This window comes from Aliiglaciecola litoralis, assembly GCF_039523355.1.
GTDB classification, from domain to species: Bacteria; Pseudomonadota; Gammaproteobacteria; order Enterobacterales; family Alteromonadaceae; genus Aliiglaciecola; species Aliiglaciecola litoralis.
Genome location: NZ_BAAAFD010000001.1, coordinates 639,949 through 658,693 on the forward strand (window position 1 = coordinate 639,949; position 18,745 = coordinate 658,693).

19 protein-coding genes are annotated in these 18,745 nt (G+C 44.6%); 10 read left to right on the top strand and 9 right to left on the bottom strand.

All coding sequences use genetic code 11. From position 1 onward, the window contains the following. Positions 1-28 precede the first annotated feature (28 nt). Positions 29-385 carry an outer membrane protein assembly factor BamE gene (locus tag ABD036_RS02870; protein WP_343856294.1) on the top strand — a complete coding sequence of 119 codons (357 nt, stop codon included), beginning with the start codon at positions 29-31 and terminating at the stop codon, positions 383-385. A gap of 187 nt (positions 386-572) precedes the next feature. Here the strand turns inward: ABD036_RS02870 and ABD036_RS02875 are convergent, their stop codons facing one another. Further along, positions 573-1,322, bottom strand: coding sequence for a TrmH family RNA methyltransferase (locus ABD036_RS02875; protein ID WP_343856296.1), 750 nt, complete (start codon positions 1,320-1,322; stop codon positions 573-575). A gap of 282 nt (positions 1,323-1,604) precedes the next feature. Here ABD036_RS02875 and rlmE point away from each other — a divergent pair, with 282 nt between their 5' ends. Continuing rightward, positions 1,605-2,225 (top strand): 23S rRNA (uridine(2552)-2'-O)-methyltransferase RlmE, encoded by a 621-nt coding sequence (gene rlmE / locus ABD036_RS02880; protein ID WP_343856297.1) that lies wholly within the window; start codon positions 1,605-1,607, stop codon positions 2,223-2,225. A 17-nt stretch (positions 2,226-2,242) separates the two neighbouring features. On the opposite strand, the gene fdxA is transcribed toward rlmE, so the two are convergent. Then, positions 2,243-2,566: a ferredoxin FdxA gene (gene fdxA / locus ABD036_RS02885; RefSeq protein ID WP_343856298.1), complete on the bottom strand. Its 324-nt coding sequence runs from the start codon at positions 2,564-2,566 to the stop codon at positions 2,243-2,245. Positions 2,567-2,763: 197 nt separating this feature from the next. Here fdxA and ABD036_RS02890 point away from each other — a divergent pair, with 197 nt between their 5' ends. The 4 genes from ABD036_RS02890 to ABD036_RS02905 all read left to right on the top strand — a co-directional run bounded on the left by ABD036_RS02890 (position 2,764) and on the right by ABD036_RS02905 (position 7,011). Next, a complete protein-coding gene (locus ABD036_RS02890; RefSeq protein ID WP_343856300.1) occupies positions 2,764-4,395 on the top strand; it encodes an NAD(P)/FAD-dependent oxidoreductase in 1,632 nt (543 codons plus the stop codon). Positions 4,396-4,518: 123 nt separating this feature from the next. Continuing rightward, a complete protein-coding gene (locus ABD036_RS02895; protein ID WP_343856301.1) occupies positions 4,519-6,108 on the top strand; it encodes an ABC-F family ATPase in 1,590 nt (529 codons plus the stop codon). A gap of 35 nt (positions 6,109-6,143) precedes the next feature. Continuing rightward, positions 6,144-6,623, top strand: a complete 480-nt coding sequence (locus tag ABD036_RS02900) for a LabA-like NYN domain-containing protein (RefSeq protein ID WP_343856302.1) — start codon at positions 6,144-6,146, stop codon at positions 6,621-6,623. Positions 6,624-6,720: 97 nt separating this feature from the next. Beyond that, positions 6,721-7,011, top strand: coding sequence for a YebG family protein (locus tag ABD036_RS02905; RefSeq protein ID WP_343856305.1), 291 nt, complete (start codon positions 6,721-6,723; stop codon positions 7,009-7,011). A 301-nt stretch (positions 7,012-7,312) separates the two neighbouring features. Here ABD036_RS02905 and ABD036_RS02910 read toward each other — a convergent pair whose 3' ends face one another. Continuing rightward, positions 7,313-8,662 (bottom strand): class II 3-deoxy-7-phosphoheptulonate synthase, encoded by a 1,350-nt coding sequence (locus ABD036_RS02910; RefSeq protein WP_343856306.1) that lies wholly within the window; start codon positions 8,660-8,662, stop codon positions 7,313-7,315. A 153-nt stretch (positions 8,663-8,815) separates the two neighbouring features. Continuing rightward, positions 8,816-9,286 (bottom strand): low molecular weight protein-tyrosine-phosphatase, encoded by a 471-nt coding sequence (locus ABD036_RS02915; RefSeq protein WP_343856307.1) that lies wholly within the window; start codon positions 9,284-9,286, stop codon positions 8,816-8,818. A 94-nt stretch (positions 9,287-9,380) separates the two neighbouring features. Between ABD036_RS02915 and pepE the strand changes: the two genes are divergently transcribed. Continuing rightward, positions 9,381-10,094, top strand: a complete 714-nt coding sequence (gene pepE, locus ABD036_RS02920; protein ID WP_343856308.1) for a dipeptidase PepE — start codon at positions 9,381-9,383, stop codon at positions 10,092-10,094. Here pepE and bioD read toward each other — a convergent pair. The 4 genes from bioD to bioB are packed head-to-tail and all read right to left on the bottom strand — an operon-like array spanning position 10,091 to position 13,829. Continuing rightward, a complete protein-coding gene (bioD, locus tag ABD036_RS02925; protein ID WP_343856310.1) occupies positions 10,091-10,771 on the bottom strand; it encodes a dethiobiotin synthase in 681 nt (226 codons plus the stop codon). The genes pepE and bioD overlap by 4 nt on opposite strands. Beyond that, the gene (locus tag ABD036_RS02930; protein ID WP_343856312.1) at positions 10,768-11,547 is read right to left on the bottom strand and encodes a methyltransferase domain-containing protein; all 780 of its coding nucleotides are present in this window, start codon (positions 11,545-11,547) and stop codon (positions 10,768-10,770) included. The genes bioD and ABD036_RS02930 overlap by 4 nt, the downstream gene beginning before the upstream one ends. A 5-nt stretch (positions 11,548-11,552) precedes the next feature. Beyond that, positions 11,553-12,722: an aminotransferase class I/II-fold pyridoxal phosphate-dependent enzyme gene (locus tag ABD036_RS02935; protein WP_343856314.1), complete on the bottom strand. Its 1,170-nt coding sequence runs from the start codon at positions 12,720-12,722 to the stop codon at positions 11,553-11,555. A 3-nt stretch (positions 12,723-12,725) separates the two neighbouring features. Beyond that, positions 12,726-13,829, bottom strand: coding sequence for a biotin synthase BioB (bioB, locus tag ABD036_RS02940; RefSeq protein ID WP_343856315.1), 1,104 nt, complete (start codon positions 13,827-13,829; stop codon positions 12,726-12,728). A gap of 98 nt (positions 13,830-13,927) precedes the next feature. Between bioB and bioA the strand changes: the two genes are divergently transcribed. Further along, positions 13,928-15,232, top strand: a complete 1,305-nt coding sequence (gene bioA / locus ABD036_RS02945; protein WP_343856317.1) for an adenosylmethionine--8-amino-7-oxononanoate transaminase — start codon at positions 13,928-13,930, stop codon at positions 15,230-15,232. On the opposite strand, the gene ABD036_RS02950 is transcribed toward bioA, so the two are convergent. After that, on the bottom strand, positions 15,229-15,615 hold the full coding sequence (locus ABD036_RS02950; RefSeq protein ID WP_343856319.1) for a hypothetical protein: 387 nt from the start codon (positions 15,613-15,615) through the stop codon (positions 15,229-15,231). The genes bioA and ABD036_RS02950 overlap by 4 nt on opposite strands. Positions 15,616-15,839: 224 nt before the next feature. On the opposite strand from ABD036_RS02950, the gene asnS reads away from it, so the two are divergent. After that, entirely contained in the window at positions 15,840-17,237 is a 1,398-nt protein-coding gene (gene asnS, locus ABD036_RS02955) for an asparagine--tRNA ligase (RefSeq protein WP_343856321.1), read from the top strand. Positions 17,238-17,347: 110 nt separating this feature from the next. After that, positions 17,348-18,733, top strand: a complete 1,386-nt coding sequence (locus ABD036_RS02960; RefSeq protein ID WP_343856322.1) for a pyridoxal phosphate-dependent decarboxylase family protein — start codon at positions 17,348-17,350, stop codon at positions 18,731-18,733. Positions 18,734-18,745: the final 12 nt, after the last annotated feature.

Sequence of the window (18,745 nt, forward strand, 5' to 3'; positions counted from 1 at the left end):
CAATTAATCTTTAACAATGAATGAGTCGATGAAGTATAAAAGTCTGTTAATAATCCTATGCACTAGTTTGTTTTTATCCGGTTGTGTCGATTGGATTTATCGTATTGACGTTCCGCAAGGAAACTTTTTGCAACAAAAGGATGTTGATCAACTGCGTATCGAAATGACCAAAGAACAAGTTATATATGTTCTTGGTAGGCCCGTAGTTCAAGACTCGTTTGATCATGACACCTGGTACTATGTCTACGAAATGAAACGCGGCATGCGCAAGCGTGGCGAAGACTTCCGTAAAGAACTCATTATTGAGTTTAAAGAAGACAGAGTGGCTAGCGTCACAGGTGATTTCGAGCTCTCAGAAGACTTCAATACGCCACTAGACGAGTAACGTCTTAGGTAAGTGTGATCTGGCAAGTAAGAAAAGCGATACGACTTGTACTTGTCAGTCACTCACTATAATTAAATACCTACGGAAGCTTTCAGTTAATCCAAGTAAATCTCTTGTCACTGGATGATGATTTTACGGTGTGATTAACAAGCTATTATTTACACGAGTTAGGCAAACTTGTGGAAAATCAAATAGACAATTGGTAGACGCATATATTTACCGCACTGGCTAAATTAAGTGAATCAATGCTGCCATTTCCCTTGATAGTAAATGCATCTGCTTTACACGCTGACAAGGCTTCACTGGGCACACCTCGTGCTTCGTTACCAAATAAGTAACATTCGTGATCAGCAAACTGCGCAGAATTTACTGGCGTTCCTTGCATATCTAAATAAGCAAATTTGTTAAATCGGTTTTGTAAGTCGCTTAACTCGACATCTTGTTCAATCGAGACATGAAAAATTGCGCCCATGCTGGCCCGCACCACTTTGGGATTGAATGGATCCACACTATTGGCACTTAGTAAAAGTCGAAAGTGACCAAACCATGCGAGGGTTCTCAATATCGTGCCTAAATTGCCCGGGTCTTGAACTTCGTGCAAGTAGATGCAGCGTTCGTTGAGCAACCGCTTTGCGGGAACTTGAGTTGCTGATAGATCTGGCAAGGGTACACAGGCAATAATACCCTGTGGCGTTTTGGTATTGCTGATCTGGCTCATTTGCTTTTGATTAATCGTGACTATGTTAGCATTCATATCTAACTGGTTTGCCCAATCTTGATATTCTTGGGTCACGTACAAAGTGGTATTGGCTAAATTGACTTGTGACTTCGCGGCTTTTTGCAACTCAAGAATAAGGTGTTCGCCTTCGACCAAATAATGGCCGAATTGTGTGCGGTATTTCTTCTGATGCAGCTTTTTAACATCATCAAGTTTCATATCAGCTAACCTTTAACGTCTTGATCTTAATAAAACAAATCGCACAACCAGCAATTTCACACAACTCGTGTTTGCTACGTCGGCTGGAGAATATATTCAATGTAATTAATCTTTTTGAAAGCAACTAATGGTAACACTTTGCAAATTTAAGTTAGACAAAAAGTTCTCTAAAAAGAGCGGTTCAGGTTAAATTAACAACTTAAACTCAGAAGGAATTTGCAAATCCAGTGGGCCAGCTTACAATAAGCGCCGTTTTAGTAATACCAATAGCAGATTCACTTTATGGCACGATCAAAAACCAGCAAGAAATGGTTAGACGAACACGTCAACGACCCATACGTAAAGAAAGCCCAAGCCGATGGCTATCGTTCTCGTGCCAGTTACAAACTGATTGAAATCAACGAAAAAGATAAGTTAATCCGCGCGGGTAATACCGTGATGGATCTCGGTTCTGCTCCTGGTGGATGGTCACAAATTGTTGCCCCTTGGGTAGGCGATAAAGGACGCGTTATCGCTTCGGATATTTTGCCTATGGACGGAATTGTTGGCGTTACCTTTATCCAAGGTGATTTCACCGAAGAAGCAGTTTACGAGCAAATACTCGAAACTTTGAATAATGAAAAAGCCGATGTGGTCATCTCTGATATGGCACCCAACATCAGCGGTGTGAATGCCGCCGATCAATACGGCTCAATTTATCTGGTGGAATTAGCCCTAGATATGGCACGTAACGTACTCAAACCCGGTGGCAGCTTTTGCGCTAAAGTGTTCCAAGGTGTGGGCTACGAAGAATATGTAAAAGATGTCAAAACGTCGTTTAATAAGGTGTTAATACGTAAACCTGCGGCTTCTCGTCCCCGTTCCCGCGAAGTTTATATCGTTGCCAAAGGGTTTAAAGGCTAGCTGCTTTTATGTTGACGCTATCGCTCTAATAAGGGCAATTTTTCCGCTACTCCGTTCCATTTATCGGCATCGGCTGGTGCGGCTTTTAACTCAGTAATATTTGGCCATTCTTGGCACAATTGCGCGTTAATTTCTAAATAATGCACTTGTTCGGCTGGCAGCTCAGTATCTTGAAAAATAGCGTCAGCTGGGCATTCAGGAACGCACAAGGCGCAGTCGATACAAATGATGGGGTCAATCACCAAAAAATTGGGCCCTTCGAAAAAAGCATCTACTGGGCAAACGGCAACACAATCCGTGTATTTACATTTAATGCAATTGTCGGTTACTACAAAGGTCATGTTGGGCTAATTAATTGAAGATTCGGCATGCTGACGCATTTTAAAGTAGCGCGGTCAAAACACAAGTTACTTTATGATTTCAGTCGCGCAATTTGCCGCTATAACTGTCTAAACAGGGCTATCTATAAAACCATAGCTGATTTAAAATACCTCGCCCTGACAGAAAGGCTGTCCGGCGATAAAAGAGTAACAATGTTATGCTGCGTTTAACCGATATTAAATTACCCCTTGATCATGATGAACAGGCACTTGAACTTGCCATTTTAACGAAACTCAATATCGATAAGAGTCAACTGATCTCCTTTGACTTATTTAAGCGCGGTTATGACGCACGTAATAATAAAAACATTCAACTTATCTATACACTCGATGTTGAAGTTAAGGACCAAACTGCACTACTACAACAATTTGAGCGCGATCCTAGGGTGCGAGTCACGCCCGATATGCGCTATAAATTTGTTGCACAAGCGCCCACAGAGCTTAAACACCGACCAGTCGTGGTTGGCCTAGGACCGTGCGGCTTATTTGCGGCTTTAATTTTAGCTCAGATGGGGTTCAAGCCCATTGTGTTAGAACGAGGCAAGGCGGTACGTGAGCGCACAAAAGACACGTTTGGCTTCTGGCGAAAACAACCTCTAAACCCTGAATCAAATGTGCAATTTGGCGAAGGTGGTGCCGGTACGTTTTCCGATGGCAAACTCTATAGTCAGGTCAAAGATCGTAAACATTATGGTCGTAAGGTATTACATGAATTTGTCGCTGCTGGTGCCCCCGAAGAGATAATGTATGTCAGCAAACCCCATATTGGCACCTTTAAGTTAGTCAATATGGTGGAAAAGATGCGCGAGCAAATAATCGCGCTTGGCGGTGAAATTCGTTTCAGCACAAGAGTCGAAAAATTGGACTTGGAAGGCGACCAAAGTAATTACAAGATCAAAGGGTTACATTTATCAGGAGACGAATACTTAAGCTGTAAGCAGGTTATACTAGCCGTTGGTCACAGTGCTCGTGATACCTTTGCATCTCTATATCAACAAGGCGTTTACATTGAAGCAAAGCCTTTTTCAGTAGGCTTTCGCATTGAACATGAGCAAAGCATGATTGATCAATGTCGCTTTGGCGATAACGCCGGAAATCCCATTTTAGGCGCTGCCGACTACAAACTGGTCCACCACTGTAAAAACGGACGAACGGTTTACAGTTTTTGTATGTGCCCAGGAGGTACCGTTGTAGCTGCAGCTTCTGAACCAGGCCGCGTAGTCACCAACGGTATGAGTCAGTATTCTCGTCACGAACGTAATGCCAATAGCGCCATTGTTGTGGGTATTACCCCGGAGCAGGATTATCCAGATCATCCATTAGCAGGGATTGAACTGCAGCGTCAACTAGAAGAACTCGCGTTTAGCGCAGGCGGTGAAAATTACCACGCGCCGGCACAGTTAATTGGCGACTTCTTGGTCGGAAAACCAAGCGCGCAGCTAGGTGACGTTTCGCCCTCTTATACGCCAGGCGTAACATTAACGGATTTAAGTAAAGTGGTGCCAGACTATGTCACTCAGGCCATTCGCGAAGCAATCCCGGCTTTTGATCGACAAATCAATGGCTTTGCCAAAGCTGACGGTTTATTAACTGGCGTAGAAACCCGTACTTCCTCCCCCATCTGTATAAAACGTGATGAAAATTATCAAAGTATCAATGTCCAAGGATTGTATCCTGCAGGCGAAGGGGCTGGCTATGCTGGCGGAATATGGTCAGCAGGGATCGATGGCATTCGGGTGGCTGAAGCCGTTGCTTTGGCAAGTCAATCTCAGATTAACGAAACACAGTAAAATAGCAAGGCTTGGCCATTCTATCGTTCAGGTTAATATGGGGTTCACGTCGGATCTGTGGCATAATCCGCCGCTAAATTTAATCCACTGCTATGCACAGCACTTTTTGTTAGGAAAATCATCTTGTTAGTTTCAGCCAATATCACCATGCAGTTTGGTGCAAAACCCCTGTTTGAAAACGTTTCAGTTAAATTCGGTGAAGGAAACCGATACGGCCTGATTGGCGCTAATGGCTGCGGTAAATCAACCTTTATGAAAATATTGGGTGGTGATTTAGAGCCCTCTGCAGGCAATATTTCAAAAGATCCGAACGAACGTATTGGTAAATTAAAACAAGACCAGTTCGCCTTTGAGCAATACTCTGTCATCGACACGGTGATCATGGGTCACGAAGAGCTATGGGCCGTTAAACAAGAACGTGATGCTATCTACGCTAATCCAGAGATGACTGAAGCAGACGGTATTCGTGCTGCTGAGTTGGAGTCAGAATTTGCCGAGATGGACGGCTACACGGCGGAATCACGCGCCGCCGAGTTACTTATTGCTGTGGGTATAGAAGAAGCCTTACATTATGGCCCGATGAGCGAAGTCGCACCGGGCTGGAAACTGCGCGTGTTATTGGCGCAAGTCTTGTTCTCCGATCCCGATATCATGCTGTTAGACGAGCCGACCAACAACTTGGATATCGACACTATCCGTTGGTTGGAAGACACGCTCAATGCGCGTAACTGCACCATGATCATCATTTCTCACGATCGTCACTTTTTAAACAGCGTCTGTACTCACATGGCAGATCTTGATTATGGTGAGTTGCGTTTGTTTCCAGGCAACTACGATGAATACATGACAGCAGCGACACAATCCAGAGAACGCTTATTGTCCGAAAACGCCAAGAAAAAAGCGCAAATTGCGGAGCTGAGAACCTTTGTTAGTCGCTTCTCAGCCAATGCGTCTAAATCGAAGCAAGCCACGTCACGGGCCAAACAAATAGATAAAATTCAGCTCGACGAAGTCAAACCGTCAAGTCGTCAGAACCCGTTTATTCGCTTTGAACAGACGAAAAAGCTACACCGCTTGGCGCTCGAAGTAGAAGGCTTGAGCAAATCATTCGAACACACGCTGTTTAAAGATTTAGATTTTATGGTTGAAGTGGGAGAACGCGTTGCCATTATCGGTCCAAATGGTGCGGGTAAAACCAGTTTGCTACGCTGTTTATATGGCGACTTAGCCGCAGATACAGGTGAGATAAAATGGTCTGAAAATGCCAATATCGGTTACTACGCCCAGGATCACGCACACGAATTTGAACAAGATATGTCATTGCTAGAATGGATGTATCAATGGGCCAATGAAGGTGATGACGAGCAGGTTATTCGTGGTACCTTAGGACGCTTGTTGTTTTCTCAAAAGGAAATAAACAAATCGGTTAAAGTCATATCGGGTGGGGAGCAAGGCCGCATGATATTTGGCAAATTGATGCTGCAGAACCCCAATATCTTGTTAATGGATGAGCCAACCAATCACTTGGATATGGAATCCATTGAATCGCTTAATTTAGCCTTAGAAAACTATCCAGGCACCTTGTTTTTTGTCAGCCACGATAGAGAATTTGTATCTTCATTGGCAACTAGGATCATGGAAATAACTGAACAAGGCATAGTGGACTTCAAAGGCAACTACGAAGACTACTTGGCCCAAAAAACACGCGCCTAGTCACTACTTTAAACATGACCACGGAGATAACATAGATGAAGCGTTTAGGCATATTTGTCGATGTACAAAATATCTACTATACCTGCCGACAGCAGCATCAAGCGTCGTTTAACTATCGTGCTCTGTGGTCTTATCTTAGTGAGCGTGGCGATATCACTGTCGCTAATGCGTATGCCATTGCCAGAAGAGACGATCAACAAATTAAGTTCCAGGATGCGCTTAGGCACATCGGCTTTAATGTCAAACTTAAACCCTTTATTCAACGTAATGACGGCACCGCAAAAGGCGACTGGGATGTGGGGATCACCATTGATATCATAGATCAAGCCCCTGTCCTTGATGAGGTCATATTGTTAAGCGGTGATGGCGATTTTGGTATGCTGCTAGAACATGTCAAAAGCAAAAACAACCTCACAACGACAGTGGTGAGCGTTCCGGCATTAACGGCTCGCTCACTGCTTGAATTTACCGACAATCACATCACCATTGACGCTGACTCTCCCTTTCTCAAGTAAGTATTCATTCGCTATTAAGAAAACTCCACATTATTACTGTACTTTCATACAGCAATAATCTACATTGATATCTCACACTAATTAAAGAGGGTTTGATATGGCGATTATCGTGAAATATGTCGTTGAGCATAATGGAGAAGAGAAGCTAGTGACAACTGATAAAAAAGCAGCTGACCAATATGACAAGATGTTGGATGTGGCCGACAACCTGGCCACGTATATCGAAGCAAAAGGCATCAAGCTTGGCAAAGACGTCACTGAAGAACTCACTATCTTGCTATCTAAGAACAAAGACGTGGTCAGTAAATTATTAAAAGGCACTGATGCAAACACCGTATTAGAGCAAGAAAAAGCCGAAGTCGTTGAGATGGATAAACGCAAAGCCTAAAAAAGCCGGTCTGTGTATACCTTGTCAGCAATAACAAAGACACAGATTAACGCTCGCGTTTAGAGTAATTTTTCGATTAAGCGATTTTAAACTGAGCTTATCTTTGCGTACACAAGAACCGAGCGCCGCTAACGCACATCAACGTGAGATTACATTGTTGAGAATTGCAAAGCGCGGCGGCATGAAGCAGAAATAAAAAAGCCAACCACTTGGTTGACTTTTTAAGGTTTGACTCTGTTTTGTGTTGCTCATTTGGTAATGAGCAACGATCGAAAACTAAGCCGATATTTTCAATTCGTCACTACTTCTTTGCCGCTTTTAAGTGATCGGCGACTAGAAATGCCATTTCTAATACTTGATCGGCATTCAGTCTAGGATCACATTGGGTTTTATACGCCTGTGCTAAATCATCATCGCTGATCTGATAAGCACCGCCCGTGCACTCTGTAACGTGCTGGCCAGTCATCTCAAGATGAATTCCCCCGGCGTGGGTCCCTTCTGCGTTATGGGCTGAGAAGAATTGCTGGATCTCGCGCAAAATATCGTCAAAGTTACGGGTTTTATAGCCGCTTGAGGCTTTTTTAGTGTTGCCGTGCATGGGATCTGAACTCCACACCACTTTTCGCCCTTCAGCTTTCACGCGACGCAACAATTTAGGTAACTTCTGTTCAAGATTGTCTGCGCCCATGCGTGTAATGAAGGTCAAACGGCCCGCTTCGTTTTGTGGGTTTAACACATCAATAAGGCGAATCAATTCATCTTCTTCCATGCTCGGCCCAATCTTGACCCCAACGGGATTATGAATGCCACGGAAAAATTCGATATGCGCATGATCTAACTGTCGAGTACGCTCGCCTATCCACACCATGTGCGCTGAACAATTATAAGGCTTCCCAGTTAGGGTGTCGGTGCGCGTCAACGCCTGCTCATAGTTGAGTAACAACGCTTCGTGAGAGGTAAACAAATGAGTTTCATGCAAAGTAGCATTATTGGCGTGATTAATTCCAATCACATCCATAAACTCCAATGTATCTTGCAGTCGATTGGCAATGTCTTCATAACGCTCACGCAGCGGATTGTTCTCTAAAAAGGTCATATTCCAGCGATTAACCTGATGCAAATCAGCTAATCCACCTTGAGCAAAGGCACGCAATAAATTCAGTGTTGATGCGCCTCTATGGTATGCCTCGATCATGCGGTTAGGATCAGGGTGTCTCGCTTCAGGGGTAAATTCAAAACTATTAATAATGTCTCCGCGGTAGCTGGGCAAAGACACACCATCAATCGTTTCCATATCGCTAGAGCGCGGTTTTGCGTATTGTCCTGCCATTCTGGCAACCTTAGTTACCGGACACTTACCGGCGTAGGTCAGGACTATTGCCATTTGCAGTATGACTTTAAAAGTATCACGGATCTTGGGGGCATTAAATTCGTTGAACGACTCGGCACAATCGCCGCCTTGCAACAAAAAACCTTTACCTTCTGCAACATCTCCTAACTGCTTGTAGAGCTGGCGCGTTTCTTGTGCAAATACCAAAGGTGGATAGTGTTGTAAGGTATTTTCAACGTTTCTCAACAATGCCTGATCTTGATAAGTGGGCTGTTGCTGGATGGGTTTTTCTCTCCAGCTATCGGGTTGCCATTGACTCACTCTGATTCCTTACTTTTACTTAAATGCGAATGGTTGAAAATAAAACTGCTATCTCTGGAAAGGTACGGGGAATAAGCGCAATGATCAATCGTTTTACGCGCTATCCTATGCCTGTATGGACTAACGCAAGATTAAACAAGCTGTTTACTGTTGCTATTTGGACGTTATATGTTTAATCAGCCCATCAGATGCGTCCTCAATAAGATCAAGCACGTATTCAAATCCTTTTTTCCCGCCATAATAGGGATCCGGAACGGTTTCTTCTTCGAAACTTGAAAAGGACATAAACATATGAATTTTATGATGGTAATCATCAGGTGATTCACTTTGCAAATGGCGCAGATTGACTTCGTCCATAGCTATGATCAAATCAAAATATTCGAAGTCCTGTTTAGTCACTTTGCGACAGGTTATACCTTCAAAACTATATCCCCGCGACTGGCCAGCTGCAACAGAGCGCTCATCTGGCGGGCTACCAGTGTGATATCCTTGTGTGCCAGCAGAATCAATTTCAATAAAAAGTCGTTGTTGATCAGCTTTATGGCGAAACACAGCCTCGGCGCTGGGGGAGCGACAAATATTGCCTAAGCACACAAACAGAACAGAACGAATTGTTTCAGCCATTAAGTTGTAACCCTATTTTTATTCTCTTATCCTACACACCATTCTAACCAGCAATGTTGCTGCGTCTAGCGATAATTTGGAAATTGAAAAAAAAATGTCAGATAAACGAATTTTAATGCTCAGTAGCTCTCGAAGTCATGATGAAGACTATCTTGAAGGAGCAAAACACCGAATTTTACCTTTTTTAGACGATATCAAGTCCGTACTTTTTGTTCCCTATGCCGGCGTGACCATGTCGTGGGATGAATACACTGACAAAGTGCAACAAGCGTTACCTGCGTTAAATGTTACCGGTATCCATACTTTTGCCGATCCCATCGAAGCAGTACAATCAGCAGACGCTATTTTAGTAGGCGGTGGTAATACTTTTAATCTCCTTTATCAATTACAGGTTCAGCAAATATTGCCTGCGATCCAAGACGTCGTGCAACGAGGTTGTCCGTACATTGGCTGGAGCGCGGGCTCTAATATTTGTGGTTTGTCGATTAAAACCACCAACGACATGCCTATTATTGAACCTCAATCTTTTGCTGCAATGGGTTTTTTACCTATCCAATTGAATCCGCATTATTCTGATTATCAACCGCCAGGACACAATGGTGAAACTCGGGCACAACGGATCACCGAGTTTTGTGTGTTAAACCCCACCACCCCAGTGGTCGGCATTCGAGAAGGCAGTGCGTTGCTTTATCAAAACGGCATTTTGTCATTAATCGGTGAACACAAAGCAGTGGTATTTTTAGGCAAGACAGTCACTGAGATTAGTAAAGATGACGATCTTGCCAACCTACTAACTCAACAGAACTAGTCTTCGAAGAGCATATTGATATTGATATAGCTATCCGGTGACTGCGACGACTTAAGGTAGGGAACGACACCTAAACAAGGCACGCCGATCAAATCATGCAGAGCATCTATGTTGCTCTGCAAATACAACATATCTGGATCAATCTGATTAGCAATCCAGCCAACCACGTTGACGCCATCATGCAACAGCGCTTGATATGTCAGCAAAGCATGATTTAAACATCCCAACTTCAAACCAACGACCAACACAACAGGGATTTGTGCGTCACGCACAAAGTCTGACAGAAACATCCCTTGACCTAAGGGTAAGCGCCAACCACCAGCGCCTTCTACAACTAATAAATCAGCGCCAAGCTCAAATAAACTCTGATAACCTCTTTGAATTTGCGACAGTTCAATCGTTTCACCACATTTTTGCGCAGCTAAGTGCGGTGCCACGGGGTCAACAAACGCAATCGGATTCACTTGCTCGTATGCCACTGACAAGGTCGCTTGTTGCTGCAAAATCTCCGCATCTTCATTGCGCAAACCATTGGCCGTTTGCTGACAGCCCGCAGATATTGGTTTGTAGCCTAAGGTCGTTTTCCCTTTAGCGTTAGCTAAGCGCAGAATACTCTGAGCGATCAAGGTCTTCCCAGCATCGGTATCGGTTGCAGTAATAAACAGTGATTGGGTCATGATGGTTTAGTCACTCTCAGAAAGCTGACATTGTAAGTTAAGGGTAATGCTTGATGATGACCAAAATTAGCGACGAACACCTTGTCCATTTGGCGGATACTCTCGCGCGTTAACATCGCCCCTCCCGTCTCTTTAGGAATTGCACTGGCTCCCACATGGCGAACACTGTTGAGCAGCGACATCGTATCGGCATGATAGGTTATATAACGCTTTTGCTGATGTTCAAGGACAAAACCCACCTGCTGGATCTCATCAACCAAATGCTGGTGATGGTAAAACGTATTGACCCGTTTTGATTCGCCAAGCGCATGCCAAACTGACTTTAGTTCATGCATAGAGCCTTCACTGAGTAATGCGATGACGCCTCTACCGCCGGGCTTGAGGACACGATAAGCTTGTTGAAAACTGTTAGATATAGGATCACACCATTGCAATACCATACTTGAAAACACGAAATCAAAATGACTATCGCCAAATGGAATTGACTCAGCATCAGCGACGCTAAAGTCTATATTCGTACTTGCAGCATTATTAATACTCGCCTGCTCTATCATCCCAGCAGATAAGTCAATGGCACACACAGATTGAAACCGTTGAGCGAGGATCTTAGTTAAACGTCCAGTACCACAACCAATATCTAGTGCTCGATTTCCTTGCATAGGTACGTTTTGTAAGGCATCAAAGCCAATATCAGCTTGCACCTGCGCAGCATGGTCGTATCGTTTGGCAGATTTACCAAATTGTTGGGCGATCCGCTGTTTTCTAGTTAATACCATATTGCTCACTGACTCTGGCTAGTGGGAGTCAATGCTAACGCTAGACCATCCACGAGTGCGTCAATATCAGCATCATGATGACTGGCGCTGAGCGTTATTCGTAAGCGATCGGTATGTTTAGACACGGTTGGATAGCGGATCGGCGAGACCCAAATTCCCAATTGTTTTAGTTTTTCACTAACTTGCGTACAGCGTTGTGGATCACCGATGATAACCGGCTGAATAGCACTATTTGATGCCATCACGGGGATCTTCGCTTGATTGCACAAGCGTTGAAAACGTGCAATGTGACTCATTAGTTTTTGTTGTTGTTGTGCGTCGGCAATTTGCTGAAAACTGACTAAGGTCGCATGTGCTAGCGCTGGCGGCATCGCCGTACTGTAGATGTAGTGCTTGGCAAAATTGATCAAATAGCTAATCAGATCATCCGAGCCTGCGATAAAAGCACCCGCAGTGCCAATGGCCTTGCCAAAGGTCCCCATCACAATCGGCACCTGATGTTGACTCAATCCACTATCTTGGATGCTACCTAATCCCGTTTTTCCCCTAACACCTATGCCATGCGCATCATCTACCATCAACCAAGCATCATGTTCGACACAACGTTGACTTATCTTAGCTAATTCGCCGTCGTCACCGTCCATACTAAATACGCCTTCAGTGGCGACCAGTGTGTCGTGTTGTTTGGCGCCTAATAGCCCATCAAGATGATCTAAATCGTTGTGCCTAAATCGACGAAACCGCGCATCACTATGCATTGCACCATCGATAAAAGAGGCATGCATAAGTTTGTCACTGATCACATCCGCATCTTTGTGCAAGAGCGCTTGCGTAATCGCTTGATTAGCGGCAAACCCTGAACTGAATAACAAGGCTCTATCTCGGTTCAATTGGTCTGCGAGATAATCTTCGAGTTGTTGATGTGACTTGGTGTGCCCGGTCACCAGCGGCGAAGAGCCACTGCCGACACCATATTCAGCAATCCCTTCAACCCAGGCCTGCATTACCTGTTGGCTTTGCCTTTGGCCTAAATAATCATTACTTGAGAAATTCAGATAATGTCGGTTTTGCACAGTGATAATTGCGCCCACAGAAGAGTCAACCATCACCGGGTTTCGTAATAAATGTTGTTGTCTACGTTGCTCTAACGAACGCGGTATAAACTCAAACGCCACTGCTTAACGCGTCGTTTCAGCAACATTAGTTGATGCTTTACTGGCATCGTAAAACAGCTCAGGTTCCGCACTTTGCTCCGACTGAATTTCCTCCAACAGCGCCGCTTCATGTGCTTCATCGGAAAACTCACGAGTTTGCTTGGAGTTGATGCCCAACTTTTTAAACAACATCACGTCTTCATGGGTTTCTGGGTTAGAGGTAGTAAGCAGTTTACAGCCGTAAAAAATAGAATTAGCGCCTGCCATAAAACACATTGCTTGCATCTGTTCGTTCATTGCTTCTCTTCCCGCAGACAGACGCACAAAGGATTTTGGCATCATGATGCGTGCCACAGCAATAGTGCGGACAAATTCGAATGGCTCTAGGTCATCGACGTTTTCCATCGGTGTGCCTTTGACTTTAACCAACATATTGATCGGCACACTTTCAGGGTGATGCTCTAAATTGGCTAATTGCATCAACAATCCAGAACGATCTGCGGCATTTTCGCCCATTCCGACTATACCACCTGAACATACGTTCATTCCCGCGTCACGCACGTTTTGCAAGGTATCCAAGCGATCTTGGTAAGTCCGTGTGGTGATCACATCACCGTAATATTCTGGGGAGGTGTCTAGATTGTGATTGTAGTAATCAAGACCCGCTTGTTTAAGTGCAATCGCCTGATCACGGGTTAACATACCTAGCGTCATGCAGGTTTCAAGTCCAAGCTTTTTAACTTCTTTCACCATATCAATCACATAGGGTAGGTCTCGGTCTTTCGGATTACGCCATGCGGCGCCCATACAAAAACGTGTTGAACCTGTGGCTTTGGCTTCTTTGGCTCTTTGAATAACTTTTTCAATTTCCAACAAGCGTTCTTTTTCCAACCCCGTGTCGTAGCGCGCGCTCTGTGGACAATATTTACAATCTTCCGGGCAGGCACCGGTTTTAATCGACAGTAAGGTGCTGACTTGCACGTAGTTAGGATCAAAATGCTGGCGATGAACGACTTGGGCTTTAAACAATAAATCGTTGAAAGGCATATCAAAAAGAGCATTTACTTGGCTTAATGTCCAATCGTGCCTAACCTTTCCTAGGGATGGTGAAACTGCTTCGCTCGTCATATATGATCCTTTACTATCTAATTTTGTTGGCTTAGTCTAAGCCGCAATCACCCATTGTCAACTCGTACCACTTCAACAGACTTACAAGTGAGCATTTTTTGAACAGCAAAGAGTTACCTAATCTCGCATTTGACCAAAAACATATCTGGCATCCTTATACATCCGCAGTCAACCCATTGCCTTGTTACGAGGTAGAGCGGGCTGAGGGTGTTATGTTGGAACTCACAGATGGTAGGCAGTTGATTGATGGAATGTCATCTTGGTGGGCAGCAATTCATGGCTATAACCACCCTCATTTAAATACAGCTGCAACTCAGCAACTGAGCAAAATGTCGCATGTGATGTTCGGTGGCTTAACCCACGCTCCGGCGATTGATTTATGTCGAAAGCTAGTCGATATGACGCCTGCTGGACTTGAACGTGTCTTTTTAGCCGACTCAGGTTCGGTTGCAGTTGAAGTTGCAATGAAAATGGCGGTGCAATATTGGGCTTGTCAGGGCAGCCCTGAAAAGCATCGCTTCATTTCACCACGTAATGGTTATCACGGTGATACTTTCGCAGCCATGTCGGTATGTGATCCCGTCAATGGCATGCACAGTCTATTTAACTCTGTGTTAAGTACGCAATTATTCGCTCCTGCGCCTCAGACTCGCTTTGATCAGCCTTGGAACGAAGACGACATTGCTCCACTTATCGAGCTGATCATCGCCCATAAACACGAAGTGGCAGCGTTGATCATTGAACCCATAGTGCAAGGTGCTGGCGGCATGCGCATATATCATCCTGAGTATCTTAAGCGCTGCCGCCAGTTATGTGATGAACACAATATCTTGTTGATCTGTGATGAAATTGCCACGGGCTTTGGCCGAACTGGTAAATTATTTGCCTGCGATCATGCACATATTAGTCCTGACATCATGTGTCTTGGCAAAGCGTTGACGGGGGGGTACCTGACACTGGCGGCAACCTTATGCAGCGAGGATGTGGCCTTAGGTGTGTGTGCCGGCGACCCCGGTGTGTTTATGCATGGACCAACCTATATGGGTAATCCTTTGGCCTGTTCAGTGGCCATTGCAAGTATCGAGTTGATTGAAAAAAACCATTGGCCAGCGCAAGTCAGCGAGATTGAAACCGTTTTAAAGCAAAACTTGCTAGCATTAAAGTCACATCCCGCGGTACAGGATACGCGCGTCTTGGGTGCCATCGGCGTCGTTGAATGTAAGCAAGCGGTTAATGTGGCGAAACTACAAAAAATCTTCGTTGAGCAAGGGGTGTGGATCCGCCCCTTTGGCAAACTGATTTACATAATGCCGCCGTTTATCATTGAGCCAGCACAGCTGATCAGGCTGATTGATGCGATTAAATTGGGATTAGATGCAATACAAGGCTCCGCAAAATGCTAAATTTGCATATCGGATAGTATCCAAATAAGTACAGTGATGCTGATCACCAGCAGGATCACCACATTAATACCAAAGTAATCGTTTTGTCGGCGATTTCGCAAACGCCGCAATACTAAAACGCAAAGGCTGAGTGATGTGCACAGACTCAACAGTATCAATAGGTAAAAACTCAACGATTGAGACCAATCTTGACGCCCATCCATCCCCCAAAATTGCTGAACTCCAGAGATGAGCTCAGGGCGTGCATAATGGAATACTACCAGTGCAGCGATAAAAACAACCCAAGCAACAATATTCAATATCAACACAATTTGATAAAATTTATCGTGACTTCGGCGAGTTTTTCGGCGATTTTCGCCTTGCCAAGGTAATTGTTCGGTCATAATGTCGCTTTAACACCTATTTTTACTTGAGTCTCTACCGTAGCCAAGTAAGATTACACACTTTGTCAAAGTAGCGGTAAACGATGACAACATAGTTACATACAATACCTACTGTAGAGCATTAACGCTATTTCATCTAGCGAGTACAATGTAGTGTCTACAGTTATAGGGTGTTTTATCAATTAAAAGAACGCAGGCACCCCCTGCAGTAGTGGAGAATATCAATGGCGCACGCCCCAGTAGTTGACGTTTTAGCTGGCAAATTTCCGATTGGAGAGAAGCTAGTTATCAAAGGTTGGGTAAGAACGAGACGAGATTCTAAGGCTGGATTGTCGTTTATCAATTTGCATGACGGAAGTTGCTTCGATGCAATTCAAGTTGTGGCACTCAATGACATCGCAAACTACGCTGACGTTCAAAAACTGACTACCGGATGCTCAATTGCGGTAACCGGAGAAGTAAAAGAGTCTCAGGGTCAAGGCCAAGCAATCGAAATTCAAGCGATTAATATCGATATTCTTGGCTGGGTTGAAAATCCAGACACCTACCCTATGTCCCCTAAGCGCCACAGCATTGAATATTTGCGCGAACATGCCCATTTACGTCCGCGCACTAACATTATCGGCGCCGTAACTCGGGTCAGAAACTGTTTGTCCCAGGCAATTCATCGCTTCTTCCACGAACAAGGTTATTTTTGGATCAGCACGCCTATTTTGACTGCTAGTGATACTGAAGGTGCTGGCGAAATGTTTCGTGTTTCGACCTTAGATATGACTAACATTCCGAAGACTGATAAAGGTGAAGTGGACTACTCCGAAGATTTCTTCGGTAAAGAGACCTACCTTACGGTTTCAGGCCAATTGAACGTTGAAACCTATTGTACCGCCCTGTCTAAGGTGTATACCTTTGGCCCTACCTTTAGAGCAGAGAATTCAAATACCAGCCGTCACTTGGCTGAATTTTGGATGATCGAGCCGGAAGTGGCTTTTGCCGATTTGTCTGATATCGCTCAGCTTGCTGAAGACTTGCTTAAATACGTGCTCAAAGCCGTGTTGGAAGAACGCGCGGATGACATGAAGTTTTTTGCACAACATGTCAATAAAGGTGCCGTGGAGCGTCTTGAAAAGGTGATTTCTCAAGATTTCGTTAGAATGAATTACACTGACGCCATTGAGATCCTAAAAAACTGCGGTAAGAAATTCGAATTCCCTGTGGAATGGGGCGTTGATTTGTCTTCTGAGCACGAACGTTACTTAGCTGAAGAGCACATTGGTGCACCGATCATTATGCAGAACTATCCTAAAGACATTAAAGCATTTTACATGCGCATTAACGATGACGGAAAAACCGTCGCAGCAATGGATGTGTTAGCCCCTGGCATTGGTGAAATCATTGGCGGTTCGCAACGTGAAGAACGTCTTGATGTCTTCGATCAGCGTTTAGAAGCCATGGGATTGGATAAAGAAGATTACAGTTGGTATAGAGACTTACGTCGTTATGGTACTGTGCCACACGCCGGTTTTGGACTGGGCTTTGAACGTCTAGTTGCCTATGTTACTGGTATGCAAAACGTGCGCGATGTGATCCCCTTCCCTCGCACACCAGGAAATGCAAACTACTAAACCAACTGCCGTTACCAAATCAAAAAAGCCATCAAAAAGATGGCTTTTTTTATGCCTAAAAATAGACATTGATGCTAACGTAACATTAGGTATTTTTAAAAATGAACACCATGTCTGAACTTCAACGCCAATTATTTTTGCAGCAACAAAACGGCAAACTGCTAAGGCAAGCGGCCGACTTTTCCTATCAATATTTACAGCAAGCACCGCAAGCACCGGCGTTTCCAAAACAAAGTGCATTGGATTTGCTCAGTGCGTTTGAGCATGACTTACCAGACAAAACCGGTGATGCAGAACATATTCTCAATCAACTGGCATTAAAAGGAGGCCCAAATACCGTGCATTACGGTGGTGGGCGCTATTACGGATTCGTCAACGGTGGCGTTTTACCCATTGGTAGAGCTGCTCGCTGGTTAGCTGATACATGGGATCAAAACGCCGCGTTGTATGTCATGTCACCTATTGCTGCAACATTAGAAGCCCAATGCGAAAAATGGCTCAAGCAGCTGTTTAATTTACCCGCAGGAACAGTCGCCGGATTAGTTACAGGCACCTCAGTTGCCAGCTTATGTGGGCTAGCAGCGGCACGCTATCGACAATTAACCCGGTTAAATTGGGATATCGAAAACCATGGTGTATTTGGTGCACCCAAACTACGTATTATACTGGGTCGGCAAACGCACGGTACCGTCATCAAAATGTTGAATTTATTAGGCTTTGGGCAACAAAATATTGAATGGATTGACTGTGATCAACAAGGCCGAATGCAGGTTGATAACCTACCGGAATTAGATGCTAGCTGTATTCTGGTGTTACAAGCTGGCAATGTCTGTACCGGCACATTTGATCATTTTAAGCAGATCATGCCAATTGCCAAAAGAGCCAACGCTTGGGTACACGTAGACGGAGCCTTTGGCTTGTGGGCTGCTGCGTCGCCTGAATTTGCTAGGCTAACAGATGGCGTAGAACACGCCAATTCATGGTCAGTGGATGGCCATAAAACCCTGAATACACCTTATGATTGTGGCATTGTATTATGCGACGACCAGCCGGCAATAACCCATGCATTGCATCAGCAAGGCTCCTATATTCAACATAGTGGTGATCGCGATAGCATGATGTTTACGCCCGATATGTCTCGCCGGGCTAGGGGCGTCGAATTGTGGGCCTGCATGGCCTATCTAGGTCGCCAAGGCATTGCTGAACTCGTCGAGTTGTTGCACCATAGAGCCTTATATTTCGCTAAAAAAATCCGTTTAGGCGGGTTCAGGGTAATTAACGATGTGGAGTTTAATCAGGTATTATTGCGCTGTGATAACGATCAGCAGACCCAACAAACGTTAGTTAACATTCAGCAATCTGGCGTTACATGGTGTGGCCCGGCAAAATGGCAAGGTGATGATGTGATCCGTGTCAGTATTTGCTCTTGGGCAACCACGGAAAATGATATCGATGTTGCGGTTGACACTTTTGTAAAAGCTCGACACAACACCTAAACCACACGAAGG